Source organism: Mycobacterium sp. (assembly GCF_035653355.1).
Lineage (GTDB): Bacteria > Actinomycetota > Actinomycetes > Mycobacteriales > Mycobacteriaceae > Mycobacterium.
Map to the genome: position 1 here is coordinate 1 of NZ_DASRBZ010000670.1, position 15,887 is coordinate 15,887.

The following is a 15,887-nucleotide window of genomic DNA, read 5'->3' on the forward strand; positions in this document are numbered from 1 at the left end:
AGATCAGGCGGTCTTCGAGTTCGACGAGCTGACCCCGATGCTGGCAACGGAAGGTTCGGTGGCCAACCACAAGGCGGCCCAGTGGGCATTCGAGGGCAAGTGGGACGGCTACCGGCTGCTAGTCGACGCCGACCACGGCAGCTTACGGGTGCGATCGCGGCGCGGACGCGACGTCACCAGCGAGTACCCTCAATTACGGGCGCTGGCAGCCGATCTCGCCGACCACCACGTCGTGCTCGACGGCGAGGTCGTGGCGCTCGACGAATCCGGAGTACCGAGTTTCTCCGAGATGCAAAACCGAGTCCGGGCCACCCGCATCGAGTTCTGGGCTTTCGATCTGCTTTACCTGGATGGGCGTTCGCTGCTACGGGCCAAATACCGCGACCGGCGTCGTCTGCTGGAAACCCTGGCGGGCGGCACCGATCTCATCGTGCCCGCGCTGCTGCCCGGCGACGGCCCACAGGCGCTGGAACACTCGCGCAAGAAGGGCTGGGAGGGCGTGGTCGCCAAGAAACGTGACTCGACCTACCAGCCGGGCCGCCGCTCGATGTCGTGGATCAAGGACAAGCACTGGCACACACAGGAAGTGGTCATCGGCGGCTGGCGCGCCGGCGAGGGTGGGCGCACCAGCGGCATCGGATCACTGCTGATGGGTATTCCCGCCGACGGCGGACTGCATTTTGCCGGGCGGGTCGGCACCGGGTTCACCGAACGCGACCTGGCCAACCTTAAGAAGACCCTGGCACCGCTGCAAATCGACGAATCGCCTTTCAACACAAGGCTTCCCACGAAGGATTCCAAGGGTGTGACGTTCGTGAAGCCAAAGCTGGTGGGCGAGGTGCGCTACAGCGAGTGGACGTCGGACGGCCGGCTGCGCCAACCGAGTTGGCGGGGGTTGCGGCCGGATAAAGAACCGGGCGATGTGGTGCGAGAGGAGTGAAATCGTATGCGGTGGGTGACCTATCGAGGCGACCGCGGTGAGCGCGCCGGGGTGCTCTCCGGCGACGAGATCCACCCGATGCCACCGGGCGTGCGGCTGCTTGATCTGATCCAGCGCGGCGCCGACGGTCTGCGCGCGGCCGGCGAAGAAGCGCTGCGGTCACCGGCCACGGCCCGTGTTGACCAGGTGAGCCTAGCGGCGCCGATTCCGCGTCCGCCGTCGATCCGCGACTGCCTGTGCTTCCTGGACCACATGCGCAATTGCCAGCAGGCCGCCGGCGGCGGGCGGATTCTCAAAGACGTCTGGTACCGGATCCCGGCTTTCTATTTCGCCTGTCCGGCAACCGTGCTCGGCCCCTACGACGACGCACCAATGGCACCCGGAAGTGCTTGGCAGGACTTCGAATTAGAGATCGGCTCGGTCATCGGGCAAACCGGCAAAGACCTGTCGGTCGAAGAAGCCGAAGCGGCGATCATCGGCTACACGATATTCAACGACTGGTCGGCCCGCGACCTGCAGCGCCTGGAAGGCCAGCTGGGCATCGGGCAGGCCAAAGGAAAAGACAGCGGCGTCACACTGGGGCCGTATCTGGTCACGGCCGACGAACTTGAACCCTACCGCCGCAACGGCAAGCTCAGCCTCGAGGTGACCGCACGGGTCAACGACAGGGTCATCGGCTCAGGCTCCACCGGGACTATGGACTGGAGTTTCGGTGAAGTCATCTCCTATGCATCGCGCGGAGTGGCGCTGGCGCCCGGCGACGTCTTCGGCTCAGGCACCGTGCCTACCTGCACGCTGGTCGAGCACCTCGCCGACCCGCAATCCTTCCCGGGCTGGCTGCGCGACGGCGACGTGGTCACCCTGCAGGTCCAAGGACTCGGCGAGACCCGCCAAACCGTGCGCGGCACACCCGCGCCTCACCGGTTAGCGCCGCGACCAAACCCGGACGTCAAACCGGACAAGCCGCGCGTCAACCGCGCACCGGCCAAAGTGCCCTACGCGCGGGGGCTGCACCAGGTCGCCGACCACGTGTGGGCCTGGACGCTGCCCGACGGCGGATACGGCTGGAGCAACGCTGGGCTGATCGCCGGCGACGGTGCGTCACTGCTGGTCGACACGCTGTTCGACCTGCCGCTGACCCGCGAAATGCTGGCCGCGATGCGGCCCATCACCGACCGCGCGCCGATTACCGACACGCTGATCACCCACTCCAACGGCGACCACACCCACGGCAACCAGTTGCTGAACGCATCCGCGCGCATCATCGCCGCCAAAGGCACGGCCGAGGAGATCGCCCACGGCATGGCGCCCGCGATGCTGGCCATGATCCAGACCGCGGACCTCGGACCCATCGCAACTCGCTATGCACGAGACAGGTTCGGGCCCTTCGACTTCAGCGGGATCACGGTGCGCAACGCCGACCAGACCTTCGACGACGAGCTGACCATCGAGGTCGGGGGCCGCGAGATCCACCTGTTGAACCTGGGACCTGCCCACACCGCCGCCGACTCGGTGGTGCACGTGCCCGACGCCGGCGTGCTGTTCGCCGGAGACCTGCTGTTCATCGGCTGCACTCCGATCGTGTGGGCGGGTCCGATCGCCAACTGGATCAAGGCCTGTGACGCCATGCTGGCGCTGGACGCGGAGACCGTGGTGCCCGGTCATGGCCCAATCACCGGCCCGGACGGAATCCGCGCGGTGCGTGGGTATCTCGTCCACGTCGCCGAGGCGGCCGAAGACGCCTACCGCAAGGGGCTGTCGTTCGCCGAGGCCGCCGACACCATCGACCTCGGCGAGTACGCGACGTGGTTGGACGCCGAACGCGTCGTCGCCAATGTCTATCAGCGCTACCGCGAACTCGACCCCGCTACGCCAAAACTCGAGCCGACGGCGCTTCTGGTCATGCAGGCCGAGTGGTTGGCCACGCGCAGCTGAGCGCCCACCGACTTGGGAGCCCAGCGACACTTAAACGTCTGCGACGACACGCCGACCGTGTTTGCTCGCAATGGTTTAAGTCTCGATGGGGGTGCTGCCTGCTCCCAAGACCGTCGGCGGCGGAATCGCGGGCACCAGGAGAAGCGACCGCCGGTTGGAACTCCTTGTAACTGTTAGGCTTTCGCGATCACGTTCTCGGCGAACATCTCCAGGTTGCGTATCTTCACGTCCAAGGGCTCGGCGTCCGGTCCCTTGGTGTAGGGCACGCGGAAGCCCACGATCACGTCGGTGACGCCCTTGTCCTCCAGGCGCTTGACGCCATCGACGGTGAAGCCATCGGGGGAGATCACGTGGACCTCGAACGGGCCCGCCCTACCTTCGTCCTCGCGGAACCGCTTGAGCCGCGCGATCAGCCGGTCCAGTTCGTCCGGGTCGCCTCCTCCGTGCATCCATCCGTCCGCGCGGGCCGCGCGGCGCAGCGCGGCATCGGCATGGCCCCCGACCAAGATCGGGATCGGCTTGGTGGGCGCCGGAGTCATCTTCGTCTTGGGAACGTCGTAGAACTCGCCGTGGAACTCGAAGTACTCGCCGGTGGTCAGGCCGCGAACGATTTCGATGCATTCATCAATTCGCTTGCCGCGCTTGGCGAATGGGGCGTTCATCAGCTCGTAATCCTCCGGCCACGGGCTGGTGCCTACGCCCAGGCCGATCCTGTTGCCGATCAACGCCGCCAGTGAACCGGCCTGCTTAGCCACTAGCGCCGGCGGGCGGATAGGCAGTTTGAGAACGAAGAAGTTGAACCTGAGCGTCGTCGTCACGGCGCCTAGCGCGGCCGCCAACACGAACGCCTCGATGAACGGTTTGCCGTCGAGAAACTCGCGACTGCCGTCGGGAGTGTAGGGATATTTCGAGTCGGACTCGAATGGATAGGCCAGGCTATCCGGAATGGTCATGGCGGTGTAGCCGGCGGCCTCGGCAGCCTTGGCCAGCGGGATGTAAAACGCTGGGTCTGTCATCGCCTCCGCGTAGCTGAACCGCAACACCGCCTCCTCCACTCGCATGCTGACGACGACCCACACACTAGAGCGCGTTCTAAATTGGCGAATAGCTGGTGGAATGGTGGAAACGCCGTAACCTTAGGGGTGCGACTGTCGGAATGGCAGCGCTCTGGCGACATAGGACGGTTGCCTCCCATGTTGGACGGCGGGAAGAAACGGGTCGCGTCTCCACCGCAGCTTTCGATCGGAGCATGCAGGATGACGGCTCACCGCCGGAGCGAGTTTGTCCTCGAAGTCGCCGAGTTCCTGCGACACGTGCAGGAGGAGCAGGTCACCGACGTGGAGACGGTGCTTGGAGAGCTGACCCGAAGTGCGCTGAAATCGCTGTCCGGTGCTCAATGCGCCGGTATTACCGTCGCATACCGGGATGGCAACGTACGAACGGTAGCGGCGACCGATCGCAATCCTGGCGTGCTCGACGAAATCCAACAGCATCACGGCGAGGGACCGTGTTTATCGGCAGCCTGGGAACAACATGTCATCCGCATCGACGACATGGCGGCCGAACAACGCTGGCCGGACTACTGCCGCGACGCCCTCGACGAGACACCGATCCGGTCGGTCCTGTCGTTCCAGTTGTTCGCCGATCACCGGATGATGGGGGCGCTGAACTTCTATGCCGAAGAGCCCAATGCCTTCGACGACGACGCCGTCGAACTCGGGCTGATCCTGGCCACCCACGCCGCGCTGGCGTGGAATATGGTGCGCCGCGACGAACAGTTCCGCAGCGCACTGGCCTCCCGCGACATCATCGGCCAGGCCAAGGGCATGCTCATGGAGCGCTTCAAGATCGACGCGGTGCAGGCATTTGAGCTGCTGAAGCGGTTGTCTCAGAGTTCGAATACACCGCTGGCAGGGGTGGCCCGCCAACTGGTCGAGGCTGAACAGCGTGGCGGCTGATGCCGCGACACGGCAAGGCGTACCTGCTGACAGCCAGAGCCTGCGATCCGGTTAAGCCGGAGCCGTCACGAGCTCAATTTCGCCCACGGTGGCAGCGGGACAGCGAGCAAATCGGCCGCGCCCGGCGCGGTCGTCAGCGCCAGCAGCGCAGCAGGAATCCGCTCGAGCGGCAGGACGAAGTCGACGCATCCGGTGGCGATTGCACTGGCGGGCATGCTCGACGCGCGTGCCGTCGCCGGGTCTTGGGCGAGTACCCGGCCACCGGCGCGCTTGACGGCCCGGCATCCGTCTGCGCCGTCGGCGAGCGAGCCGGTCAGGATCACCGCGACGGTCGGTGTTGCGTCTGCCGAGCTGTGCAGCAGCGCGTCACCCGGCCGCATTTCCGCGGGGGTTTCGGCTATTACCCATCGGCCGGATTCGTCGATGGTTGCTGTCGTTTGCGCGGGGACGACGGTGAGCCCGGGTAGATCCGCCCGAGCACCGGTCTCGGCGAGCCGAGTCGGCAGGCATGTCCGGTGCGCCAGGATCGCGGTGAGCGAGTCGCGACGGTCGTGGGTGCGGCCGCGGTGTTGGACCACCGCAATAGGCACGGAATACGTCGCCGGAAGCCCGGACAAGACGGTCGTCAGGGCCTCTAACCCACCCATCGACGCAACTATGACGACCCGCCCGAAGGTCGGCGTATGTCCGGCTCCGAACATATGAGCCAGGGTAGTCGCTATGTCCGGTTGCCGACATAGACCCGCGCAAGGTGGGTACCCCACCGAGACCACGCACACGAGGTGGCCGCGGGATGACGGAAGACGAGTTTCGGCGCAACGCGATCCTGGCGCAGTTGCCCGATAGTGAGTTGTCGGCGCTGCGACCGCACCTGCGGCTGGAGCAGACACAGCTGAAGCAACCGGCGTACGAACCGGGGCGCCCTATCGGCGACATTTATTTCCCATTGACGGCGGTGTACTCAGTAGTCGCGCTGGCCGACGGGCAGGTCCGGCTTGAAGTGGCCACCGTCGGCTACGAGGGAATGGTCGGGCTACCGGTGTACTTGGGTGCCACCAGCAGTCCCCAGGCGGCGTTTTGTCAGATTCCTGGTAGCTCCGTCGGAATCCGCGTCGGAGACTTCCGCCAGGCGCTGGGACGCGACGGCGTGCTACACGCGCTGCTGAACCGCTATACCCAAGCGACGATGGTGCAAGTGGCCCAGAACGTCGTCTGCAACCGCAGCCATACGACCGAGCAGCGGATGGCCCGCTGGTTAACGACCACCCAGGATCGGGTCGGCCGTGATGAGTTCCCGCTCACCCAGGAGTTCCTCGCCCAGATGCTCGGTGTGCACCGGCCGACCGTCTCAGAGACGGCCCAGCGACTTCAAGCCGAGGGTCTTATCCGCTACAGCCGCGGCATTATCAGCATCACTGACCGAACGGGGCTGGAACGAATGGCCTGCGACTGCTATCGCATCATCAAGAAAGAATTCGACGACTTGGCCAATCACCGCCGAAATCAGTGATTCAAGCCTGCGGCTCCATCAACAGCACCGCGCCGTTCACCACGTCTTCTAGTGGAGATTGAAAACCCATACACGTCACCCGCACGCGAATGGGCCGGCCGCGCCTGTTGATGGCGTCGACAACAGACTGACCGGGGTTGTGCGGGTCCACGAATGCATTGCCTATCAGTGGGCGAACATCGTCCATTGGCAATCCGATATCGAAATCGGTGAGCACGTTGCCAATCGCTTCGTCGGAGCGCAGGCCCCACAGTTCCGCGCAGCCGCGGTTCCACACGACCACCCGCATTTCCCGATCCACCACGACCATGCCGAAATGGATCGAGTTGATCAGCGAGCCGAGGAAGGTGCGGGCGTCCTCGAGTTCGACGCTGCGCTCTCGTAGCTCGTCGTTGATGGTGTGCAACTCGTCGTTGGTGGACTGTAGCTCCTCGTTCATCGTCTCGAGTTCTTCGTTGGTGGACTGCAGTTCTTCGTTAGTGGTTTCCAATTCCTCCACCGTTGACTGCAGTTCTTCGTTGGTGGTCTCGAGTTCTTCGTTGGTGGACTGCAATTCTTCGTACGCCACCTCGAGTTGACGGTTGGTCTCGACCACCTTGTCCAGCAGCGCCCGGGTGGCGGTGACGTCGAAAAAGACGATCGATACGCCAACTAGCCTGGTATCGGCGTCGACGAGCGGGTTCACGTGGATCTCGAACCACACGGTTTCCGCGCCTGGATGTTGCCATTTGACGTCCGGGATCCTGGTGGACCGGCGATCAACCTTCGCTTGCTCGACGTAAGCGCTCAACTCGACCGGCCGATACGAGACTTCGAGGTCACGCAGCAAGCGGCCGATGTCGCGCGCCGAGAGCCCGAACATCGTTTCCGCTTGCTGGTTGATCATGGCCACGGTGTCTTCACCGGTGACCACTATCTGGGCGACCGGGCTGGCGCGAAAAGCCAAGTCTCGCACTGTGCTAGGCCCGGAAAAATCTCCGCGCCGGTCATACATCGTCGCCGTCGCGTCGTAGCGATCCACGCCGACATGCGACCCGGCCGCCTTGCGAAAGACCCGGTGTTTGACGTTCAACGGCGAGAACCGCTCGCTGTGGTTCAGCAGCATCTCGGCGTGCCCAAGAAACAGTATGCCCTGATGAGAGAGCGCAAAGTGCAACCGTCCTAAGACATTTCGCTGCGTCTCGGCATTCATGTACATCAGGGTGTTGCGGCACACCAGCAGGTCGACTCGCGAGATGGGGGCGTCCTTGACCAGGTCGTTGCGACCGAAGATCACCCCACGCCGCAGATCCTTGCGAAAGACGTAGCGCCCGTTGAGGTGTTCGAAGTAGCGCTCCAGCAGCTCCGCCGGCACCGACTCGACCGCTTTGGCGTCGTAGGTGGCGCCACGCGCCTCGGTGAGCGCATCCTCGTCGACGTCGGTCGCGTAGATCTTCACCCGCTGCCGGAACCCGTCGGGGCCGAGGGCCTCGGCCAGCAGCATGGCGAGGGTGTAGGCCTCTTGGCCGGAGGCACATCCGGCGCTCCAGACCCGGATCGGGTCGTCGGGACCGCGTTCGGCCAGCATCCGCGGAATGACGTCGGCTGCGATGTATTCCCATGCATCAGGATCCCGAAAGAAGTCCGTGACATTGATCAGGATGGTGTTGAACAGGGCCGAGAATTCGTCGGAACTGGCTTGTAACACGTCGAGGTATTGCTCGAAGCTCGTATAGCCAGCCCGGTCCATGCGGTGGCGCACGCGCCGCATCAGCGTGGTGCGTTTGTACCCGGTGAAATCGAACCCACGGGAGTCCCGCAAGTACCGCAGCAGCGCCTCAAATGATTCGTCTGGCTGGGTGTTCATTTCGTTCCGTCCGCCGACAAACTGTCGCGAAATTGAACACTATCGCGGTCAGAGTTGGTTTTCGGGGCCAATGACAGCCCACACCGTCTTACCGGACGGCATGGGTGCGCTGCCCCACGCGCGGGATACCGCGGCAACAATCGCCAAACCGTGCACGCCGCGGCCGTGCAGGGAATCCTCGCAACGTACCGCCGGCATCGAACTGTTGTCCCGCACAGCTACGCTGACCGTCGTCCCGTCGGTTTCCAGCACTACCACCGGGGCACTTGCCGTGTGTTGCAGCACGTTTTCAACGAACACGTTGACGATCACGGTCGCCACCGGGATGAGCGCCGACTGCGACCAGGCCGCCAGCCATTCGGCGACCAGGTCGCGGGCCTGTCGCAAGCTGGTCGCCGAAGCAGACAACTCGGCACGAGCCCGGCGCCGGGTAAATCGATTGCTGTCAGCGGCTGCATCCAGCGCGGTGTCGATGGAGGGGTACACCGGCACATATCGCGTGATACCGCTGCGGGCGATGGTCCTGCGGCCACGCGCATGCCCGCACGCCAACATGATCGGGACATCCGGCCAGGTGCTGACATGCCAGCGTGCGCTGGTGAACACCGACCACGCCGACGACGCCGGAACGTCCAGCATGGTGACGTCGACGATCACGGCTCGCGGCTCGTCCAGTGCGGCCTTGATGACGGTGTCGCGCAGCTTCAGGTAGGTCGAGCTATCGAGAACGCCGCCGATGGTGAGCAGGCGCACTTCGGCTGTGTTCGCCGTGGCAATCGTCAGCTGGCTGGTCGGCCTACTCACTGGGCTCCTCGTGTTTTCCGTAGGCCTCGGCCAGCCGGCTGCCCAGCACTGCCATCGCGTGCTCGGCCTCGTCGGCAAGCGCGTTGTACCGCTCGTTCAAGATCCCGGGGGTGACTTGCCGGGCCAACCGGCGCGACAGCGTGGCTTTCTCCTGCAGGCTGCGCACCGCGATCCACAGCGCGTCTTCGACCTCCTCGTCCCGCGCGCGCAACAACGCGTCAGCTGTCCAGGCGTGACCGACCCGACAACGGTAATTGCCGTCGCTGATGGCGATCAATGACCCGTTGCAGTCCGGGCAGGTGTAGCCGGACGGTGGCCCGAGTTGTTCGGTGTCGAAATCCGCGGAAAACCGTCGGGCCATGGCGATGCGGTTTTCCAGCTTCATACGGGCGTCGGGCTCCATCTCGCGTTCCTCGCATTCTCGATCTGCCAGTTGCTTGAGCAGACCGCCCATCTCAGCCGCAGATACCTCGTTGTCGACCACGCCAGCATCGATCGCGTTTTGTGGCATGGCGGAGAAGAGCGCATCGGAGGGCGATTGTGCGATTGTCGTGCCGCCTCGGGACCGGATGGCTGCGGACCCGAGAACGCCGTCGTCGAGCACACCGGAAAGCAGCACCCCGACCGCGCGCGGACCATAACTTAGCGCCGCCGAGCGGAACAACGCGTTGATGGCGGGGCGGTGCCCGTTCTCGGTCGGGCCGTCCGACAGCACGATCCGGTGATCCTCAACCAGCAGATGATGGTTCGGTATGGCGACATATACGGTGGCGTGCTCCAGTGGCGCGCCGTGTTGGGCGGTCACCGCCGGAAGTGGACCGCTGCGGTCGATGATGCGGGCCAGCACGCTTGGCGCGCCGGCCGGCATGTGCAGGACCACTAAAACCGCATAGGGCAGGTCAGGCGGTAAGCCCGCGGCAAAATGGGTGAGCGCCTCGACCCCACCGGCCGAGGCGCCAACCGCAACCACATTTCGGGCGCTGTTGTCATCTGCCATTGCCCTCGCCACCGCCTCCTGACTACCCACCGGTGTGCGCAGGCAACCCGTATCGGGGCTGCGAATCAACCTAGCCCAATTTCGGAGGGCCGAGAAGATGTGAACCGGGCTTCGTGCGGGTTGCCGTCGAGCGGATTACCCAGCGAAGCCCATCTACGGTTGGGCAACCGTAAGTTCGGCGCTGCCAATTGTGAACGGCGGCGGCCCCACGCCGGCGATGGTATGGGTGCCTTGCGGTGTTTCTTCGATGATGCGCGCCGGCGCGCTGCGCTCACCCACAGTCAGCGTCACCGCTCGCGCCTGCCGGAGAACATCCTGCGCCAACGTCTCGAAAACTGTTCCCTGCCAATGGTATTGCCCGTCGATCGGCTCAATGTAGCCGATCAGGCGGACCCGTACCTGGCGGGAGACGCCAGCGATGGTCAATGTTGCCGGCCCGTCGTAGGTGTCGTCTTCTACACTCGCGCTCGACGACAGCTCAAACGCCGCCGCCGGGCGGTGTGGCGTCGGACGCCGAATGTGCACCCTTTCGTTGAAGACCTGTTGAGCACTGAGGCGCACCTCGATGCGGGTGCTGGCCTTGCGTGTCATCCACTTCAGGCATCTGGTGATGTAACGCAGTTGTGCTTCGTCATCGGGCCCGGGGATCAAGAAGTAGTTGGGGAAACCGTGCACGGCGACACCAAGGTAGGGCTCCATGCCGTCGTGCCAGGCCTGCCGGATCGTCAGTCCGCCGGCGCCGACCAGAGTGTCATCGGCGATCTGATCGGCAACGGAAAACCCGGTGCCGTAGATGATCACGTCGACGTCATGGCGGGCGCCGTCGGACGTGCGGATGCCCTCGGACGTCACGCTGTCGATCGGCGAGCGCACCGGTTCAGGGCGCCGCGGAATAGTGGCCCGCTGCATAGGCTCAGCGTGGCGACGCAGCCAGCGCTTGGCGCGGGCGGTCGGTCCGCGCAGGATCGGGATGAACCGGCGCGGCGGATACGCGAACACCTTGACCGATGCCGCGGACGCGACGAGTCGGTCGATTTCTCGGACGGCGGTGCTGTCTGCGCCGACGATCGCGACGCGTTTGCCGGCTGCATCGACATCGTGGTCCCACGCCGTCGAATGAAACCGCACACCGCGAAAATCGTTCTGGCCCTGAATTTTTGGAATCCATGGCGTGAACAGCCGACTCTTGGCGGCGATCACGACGCGGCCGCGGCAGATATCACCGCCGCGGGTGGTCAATGTCCAGGTGTCGGTGCCGTCATCAAATGCCGAGCTGCCGACTTCCTTGTCCACGACGAAGCCGGTGATGCCGACAGCGGTCAGAGCTGTCCGGGCGCACGCCGCGGCCGCTCCGGCGCCGACGATCACGACGTCGTGGCGTAGCTCAGCAGTATCGGCTGGCTGCGTCACAGAAATCCACTGCGCCGCCACTGTCGGCGCGCGATCGGGCCCATCAACCCGACCTCGGTCAAAAACGCCGCCAGCGGAGCAAACCCACTGACCTGGACCTCGTGCCGGTGGGGGCTGGTCAGCACGGTCCGTCGCGCCTCTCGCACGTTGAGACCCGCACGCGCATACGGCACCGGATTGCTGAACAGGTAGCGGAAGAACAACCCGCCGAGACCATTGATGTTGGCGATGAACCATCTGTTGAACCGTGGCATCTGGGCAACCCGCTTGCGCAGGCCGTCGCGCGCGAACTGGATGTGGCGAGCCTCTTCGGTGACGTGAATTCGCATCAGCCGCTGCACCATTGGTTGCAGTTGAGGATCGTCCATCATCTGCCGCTGCAGTGAATCGAAGATTTCCTCGCCGATCAATGCGGCCACCCACAGCATCGCGCCACGAAACACCAGCGGTAGGGCGTTGATGATGATCCGGTGGTAGAGCCGCGGGCGCACCGGCTTGGCGCCGACCCGCTCGATGGCCTTGCCGAACATCACCATGTGACGGGTTTCGTCACCCAGCTCGGTCAGCGCGTAATGCGACTCCCGGGCCGTCGGATCCTTGTGCATGAGCCTGCGCAGCAGGGCCTGGTTGAGGATGTTCTCGAACCAGATACCGGCCGACAGGGTGTTGACGAACTCCTGGCGCGACAGTTCGATTCGCTGCGCCTGTGACATCTGGTCCCACATCGGGGTGCCGTACAACGACACGACCTTGGGCGGCAGGTAGAACTTGTCGGGGTGGAGCGGGGCGTCCCAGTCGATGTCGACGACCGGGGCGTAGGACTTCTTCACCGACCCCTTCAGCAAGCGCTCCGAGAACTCCTCGCGACTGGGCCCGGTGGGCTTCACCGGAGTAGTCATGGCGCCGCTCCTTCGTCGGTGTCGTGCCATCGACGTTAAGAAGCACACGAGGAGATGTCAATACCTCTGGTACCGGATACCTCAGGTCCCGGCTGGCTGCTGTCGTGCTTTGTGTGCTCGCCCGACGTGCTCTTCGTCGCGCAGGCGTTCCACCATGTGCGGATAGTGCAATTCGAAGGCCGGGCGGTTCGACCGGATCCTCGGCAGCTCGGTGAAGTTGTGCCGCGGCGGCGGGCAACTGGTGGCCCACTCCAGCGAATTGCCGTAGCCCCAGGGGTCGTCGACCGTGACGGGTTCGCCGTAGCGGTAGCTGCGGAAGACGTTCCACACGAACGGGATCATCGAGACGCCGAGGATGAACGCGCCGACCGTCGAGACGATGTTGAGCGGCTGGAAACCGTCGCTCGGCAGGTAGTCGGCGTAGCGGCGCGGCATGCCCTGGTCACCCAGCCAGTGCTGCACCAAAAACGTGGTGTGGAAACCGATCAGCGTCAGCCAGAAGTGCAGCTTGCCCAGCCGCTCGTCGAGCAGCCGGCCGGTCATCTTCGGGAACCAAAAGTAGATCCCGGCGAAGGTGGAGAACACGATGGTGCCGAACAGCACGTAGTGGAAGTGGGCGACCACGAAGTAGGTGTCGGTGACATGGAAGTCCAGCGGCGGGCTGGCCAGAATCACGCCGGTCAGACCGCCCAGAAGGAATGTCACGAGGAAGCCGATCGAGAACAGCATCGGGGTCTCGAACGTCAACTGGCCCTTCCACATTGTGCCGGTCCAGTTGAAGAACTTGATGCCGGTCGGAACCGCGATCAGATAGGTCATGAACGAGAAGAACGGCAGCAGGACGGCACCTGTTGCGAACATGTGGTGCGCCCATACCGCGGCTGAGAGGCCGGTGATGGCCCACGTCGCGTAGATCAGCGTGGTGTAGCCGAAAACTGGTTTGCGGGAAAACACCGGGATGATCTCGGTGACGATGCCGAAGAACGGCAGCGCGACGATGTAGACCTCGGGGTGACCGAAGAACCAGAACAGGTGCTGCCACAAGAGGGGTCCGCCGTTGGCGGCGTCGTAGATGTGGGCGCCCAAGTGCCGGTCGGCGGCAAGTCCGAACAGCGCCGCGGTCAGAATCGGGAAGGCCAGGAAGACCAGCACGCTGGTCGCCACGATATTCCAGGTGAAGATCGGCAGGCGAAACATCGTCATACCCGGGGCGCGCATGCAGATCACCGTGGTGACCATATTGACCGCCGACAGGATGGTGCCGAATCCGGAGAGGATCAGCCCCATGATCCACAGGTCGGCGCCGGCGCCTGCCGAACGGATGGCGTCGGATAACGGCGTGTAGGCGGTCCACCCGAAGTCGGCCGGCCCGCCCGGAGTGATGAAACCGGACAGAACAACGAGCCCACCGAACAGAAAGAGCCAGTAGGAAAAGGCGTTGAGCCGCGGAAAGGCGACGTCCGGTGCGCCGATTTGCAACGGCAGCGCGACATTGGCGAAGCCGAACACGACCGGGGTGGCATACAGCAGCAGCATGATCGTGCCGTGGATGGTGAACAGCTGGTTGTACTGCTCGTTGGACAAGAACTGCAGCCCCGGCGCGGCCAATTCTGCGCGCATGAGCAGCGCCATTAGACCGGCCGTGAAGAAGAACGCGAACGCCGTGGCAAGGTACATCTGGCCGATCAGCTTGTGATCGGTCGTGGTGACCAGGTTCCATACGAGCTGGCCGCGGGTTCGGCGAGGATGCGGATAGGGCCTATGGGCGGTCAGGGTTTGCACAGGCCCCGCTTCGGTGACCATCATTCCTCCCCTCACCAGCGCGCTGGGGAGCTACCCGCACTCGGGCCGAGATTACCCCGAAGCGGTGCGCCGAAACACTGGGAAGGGACGACATGACGAGGCGGCATATCCACGTCATCGGCATCGGCGCCGGGGACCCCGACTACGTCACGGTCCAGGCCGTCGAGGCCCTCAACGACACCCAGGTGTTTTTCGCGATGGACAAGGGTGAGGCCAAAAGCGATCTGGTGGCATTGCGTCGTGAGATCTGCGCCCGGTTCATCCGCGATCCGGGCTACCGATTCGTCGAACTGGCGGACCCGCCGCGGGCGAAGAGTGCCGACTATAAGGAAGCGGTGTCCGACTGGCATGCGGCGCGCGCCCGGGTCTGGTCCACCGCGATTACTGACGAGCTGGAACCAGGAGGCGTCGGCGCATTCCTGGCGTGGGGTGACCCGTCGCTGTATGACAGCACGCTGCGCGTCCTGGAGGCGGTGGCCGCCGAGATCGACATCAGCTATGACGTGATCCCGGGCATCACCGCTGTGCAGGCACTGACCGCCCGCCATCGCATTCCGTTGAACCAGGTCGGCGAACCGGTTTTGATCACCACCGGCCGGCAGCTTCGCGCGCACGGGTTGTCCGGCTCGGCGGTGGTCATGCTCGACGGCGAGTGCTCGTTTCAGGTGTGCACGGCCGGCACCCGGATTTGGTGGGGCGCCTACCTGGGTACCGACAACGAGCTGCTGGTATCCGGGACGGTTGGCGAGGTGGGGGAGCGGATCGCCTCGCTGCGTGCCGACGCCCGCGCCCGGCACGGTTGGATCATGGACACCTATTTACTGCGCGCGGTGGTGTAGGTTTCGCGGCCCTGTCCCATGGCAGGATCTCAGGGCATGGGACTGTTTCTCGTCCGCGCCGCATTCACCGGATTTGCCTTATGGGTGGTCACGCTGTTCGTCCGCGGCATCAGCTTTGTCGGCGGTGATAGCCGGTTGGAAAGGGTCGGCATCATTTTCGTGGTCGCGGTGATCTTCGGTCTGGTCAACGCTTTCATCAAACCGATCGTGCAGATCCTGTCGATTCCGCTCTACATCCTCACGCTGGGCCTGTTCCACGTCGTCATCAACGCATTGATGTTGTGGATCACGGCCTGGATCACCCGCCACACCACCCACTGGGGTCTGCATATCGACCACTTCTGGTGGACGGCGATTTGGGCTGCGATCGTGTTGTCGATCGTGAGCTGGCTGTTGTCGCTGGCGGCGCGTGACGTCAGGCGTGCCGCCCGCAGGTGACGGGCGGGCACACTGGATAGGTGCCTGAACTACCGGAAGTCGAAGCGCTGGCCGACCATCTGCGCCGCCATGCGGTCGGTATGACGATCGGCCGTGTCGACGTTGCAGCGTTTTCGGTGCTCAAGACCTTTGATCCGCCCATTACCGCGCTGCACGGGCAGACCGTCGCGGGGGCCGAGCGGTGGGGCAAGTACCTCGGTGTGCGGGCTGGCGAGCTGTTGTTGATCACTCACCTCTCGCGGGCCGGTTGGCTGCGGTGGTCCGACAACTTGCCGGCCGCGCCGCTGCGTCCGGGCAAGGGGCCGATCGCGCTGCGTGTCCACTTGGACACGCCGGGTGAGGCGCCCGGCTTCGACCTCACCGAAGCCGGCACGCAGAAGCGGTTGGCGGTGTGGTTGGTCGACGATCCGGCGAAGGTGCCGGGCATCGCGGCGCTGGGGCCCGACGCGTTGGAGGTCGGCCCGGACCAGCTGGCCGGTCTGCTCGCCGGAGAGAGCGGGCGCATCAA

General features: G+C 64.5%; 15 protein-coding genes. 7 read left to right on the forward strand and 8 right to left on the reverse strand.

Features of this window, described 5'->3' with window-relative positions; genetic code table 11:
* Together ligD and VFA16_RS22910 are read left to right on the forward strand one after the other, a co-directional pair.
* Positions 1-940, forward strand: a 940-nt coding sequence (gene ligD / locus VFA16_RS22905) for a non-homologous end-joining DNA ligase (RefSeq protein ID WP_324970037.1), incomplete at its 5' end; no start/stop codon positions are given.
* Between the two features lie 6 nt (positions 941-946).
* Entirely contained in the window at positions 947-2,875 is a 1,929-nt protein-coding gene (locus tag VFA16_RS22910; protein ID WP_324970039.1) for a fumarylacetoacetate hydrolase family protein, read from the forward strand.
* A 173-nt stretch (positions 2,876-3,048) separates the two neighbouring features.
* On the opposite strand, the gene VFA16_RS22915 is transcribed toward VFA16_RS22910, so the two are convergent.
* Positions 3,049-3,915 (reverse strand): LLM class flavin-dependent oxidoreductase, encoded by an 867-nt coding sequence (locus tag VFA16_RS22915; protein ID WP_324970051.1) that lies wholly within the window; start codon positions 3,913-3,915, stop codon positions 3,049-3,051.
* Positions 3,916-4,131: 216 nt separating this feature from the next.
* Between VFA16_RS22915 and VFA16_RS22920 the strand changes: the two genes are divergently transcribed.
* Positions 4,132-4,833, forward strand: coding sequence for a GAF and ANTAR domain-containing protein (locus VFA16_RS22920; RefSeq protein ID WP_324970040.1), 702 nt, complete (start codon positions 4,132-4,134; stop codon positions 4,831-4,833).
* A 65-nt stretch (positions 4,834-4,898) separates the two neighbouring features.
* Here VFA16_RS22920 and VFA16_RS22925 read toward each other — a convergent pair whose 3' ends face one another.
* Complete coding sequence (locus VFA16_RS22925) at positions 4,899-5,534, reverse strand: chemotaxis protein CheB (protein ID WP_324970041.1); 636 nt, start codon at positions 5,532-5,534, stop codon at positions 4,899-4,901.
* A 92-nt stretch (positions 5,535-5,626) separates the two neighbouring features.
* Between VFA16_RS22925 and VFA16_RS22930 the strand changes: the two genes are divergently transcribed.
* Complete coding sequence (locus tag VFA16_RS22930) at positions 5,627-6,343, forward strand: Crp/Fnr family transcriptional regulator (protein WP_324970042.1); 717 nt, start codon at positions 5,627-5,629, stop codon at positions 6,341-6,343.
* A 1-nt stretch (position 6,344) separates the two neighbouring features.
* Here the strand turns inward: VFA16_RS22930 and VFA16_RS22935 are convergent, their stop codons facing one another.
* The 6 genes from VFA16_RS22935 to ctaD all read right to left on the reverse strand — a co-directional run bounded on the left by VFA16_RS22935 (position 6,345) and on the right by ctaD (position 14,102).
* Positions 6,345-8,189 carry a CheR family methyltransferase gene (locus VFA16_RS22935; RefSeq protein ID WP_324970043.1) on the reverse strand — a complete coding sequence of 615 codons (1,845 nt, stop codon included), beginning with the start codon at positions 8,187-8,189 and terminating at the stop codon, positions 6,345-6,347.
* Between the two features lie 48 nt (positions 8,190-8,237).
* A complete protein-coding gene (locus VFA16_RS22940; RefSeq protein WP_324970044.1) occupies positions 8,238-8,993 on the reverse strand; it encodes an STAS domain-containing protein in 756 nt (251 codons plus the stop codon).
* Positions 8,986-9,990: a chemotaxis protein CheB gene (locus VFA16_RS22945; protein WP_324970045.1), complete on the reverse strand. Its 1,005-nt coding sequence runs from the start codon at positions 9,988-9,990 to the stop codon at positions 8,986-8,988. Before VFA16_RS22945 ends, VFA16_RS22940 begins: the two co-directional genes overlap by 8 nt.
* 153 nt (positions 9,991-10,143) lie before the next feature.
* Positions 10,144-11,190, reverse strand: a complete 1,047-nt coding sequence (locus VFA16_RS22950; RefSeq protein WP_414687790.1) for a DUF4873 domain-containing protein — start codon at positions 11,188-11,190, stop codon at positions 10,144-10,146.
* 206 nt (positions 11,191-11,396) lie between these two features.
* A complete protein-coding gene (locus VFA16_RS22955; RefSeq protein WP_324970046.1) occupies positions 11,397-12,299 on the reverse strand; it encodes a diiron oxygenase in 903 nt (300 codons plus the stop codon).
* Positions 12,300-12,380: 81 nt separating this feature from the next.
* The gene (ctaD, locus tag VFA16_RS22960; RefSeq protein ID WP_324970047.1) at positions 12,381-14,102 is read right to left on the reverse strand and encodes a cytochrome c oxidase subunit I; all 1,722 of its coding nucleotides are present in this window, start codon (positions 14,100-14,102) and stop codon (positions 12,381-12,383) included.
* A 92-nt stretch (positions 14,103-14,194) separates the two neighbouring features.
* Between ctaD and cobF the strand changes: the two genes are divergently transcribed.
* From cobF to VFA16_RS22975, 3 genes are all read left to right on the forward strand, one after another.
* Positions 14,195-14,941 carry a precorrin-6A synthase (deacetylating) gene (gene cobF, locus VFA16_RS22965; RefSeq protein ID WP_324970048.1) on the forward strand — a complete coding sequence of 249 codons (747 nt, stop codon included), beginning with the start codon at positions 14,195-14,197 and terminating at the stop codon, positions 14,939-14,941.
* A 36-nt stretch (positions 14,942-14,977) separates the two neighbouring features.
* Positions 14,978-15,379, forward strand: coding sequence for a phage holin family protein (locus VFA16_RS22970; RefSeq protein WP_324970049.1), 402 nt, complete (start codon positions 14,978-14,980; stop codon positions 15,377-15,379).
* Between the two features lie 20 nt (positions 15,380-15,399).
* Positions 15,400-15,887: DNA-formamidopyrimidine glycosylase family protein (locus tag VFA16_RS22975; protein WP_324970050.1), on the forward strand; the 488-nt coding region annotated here is incomplete at its 3' end.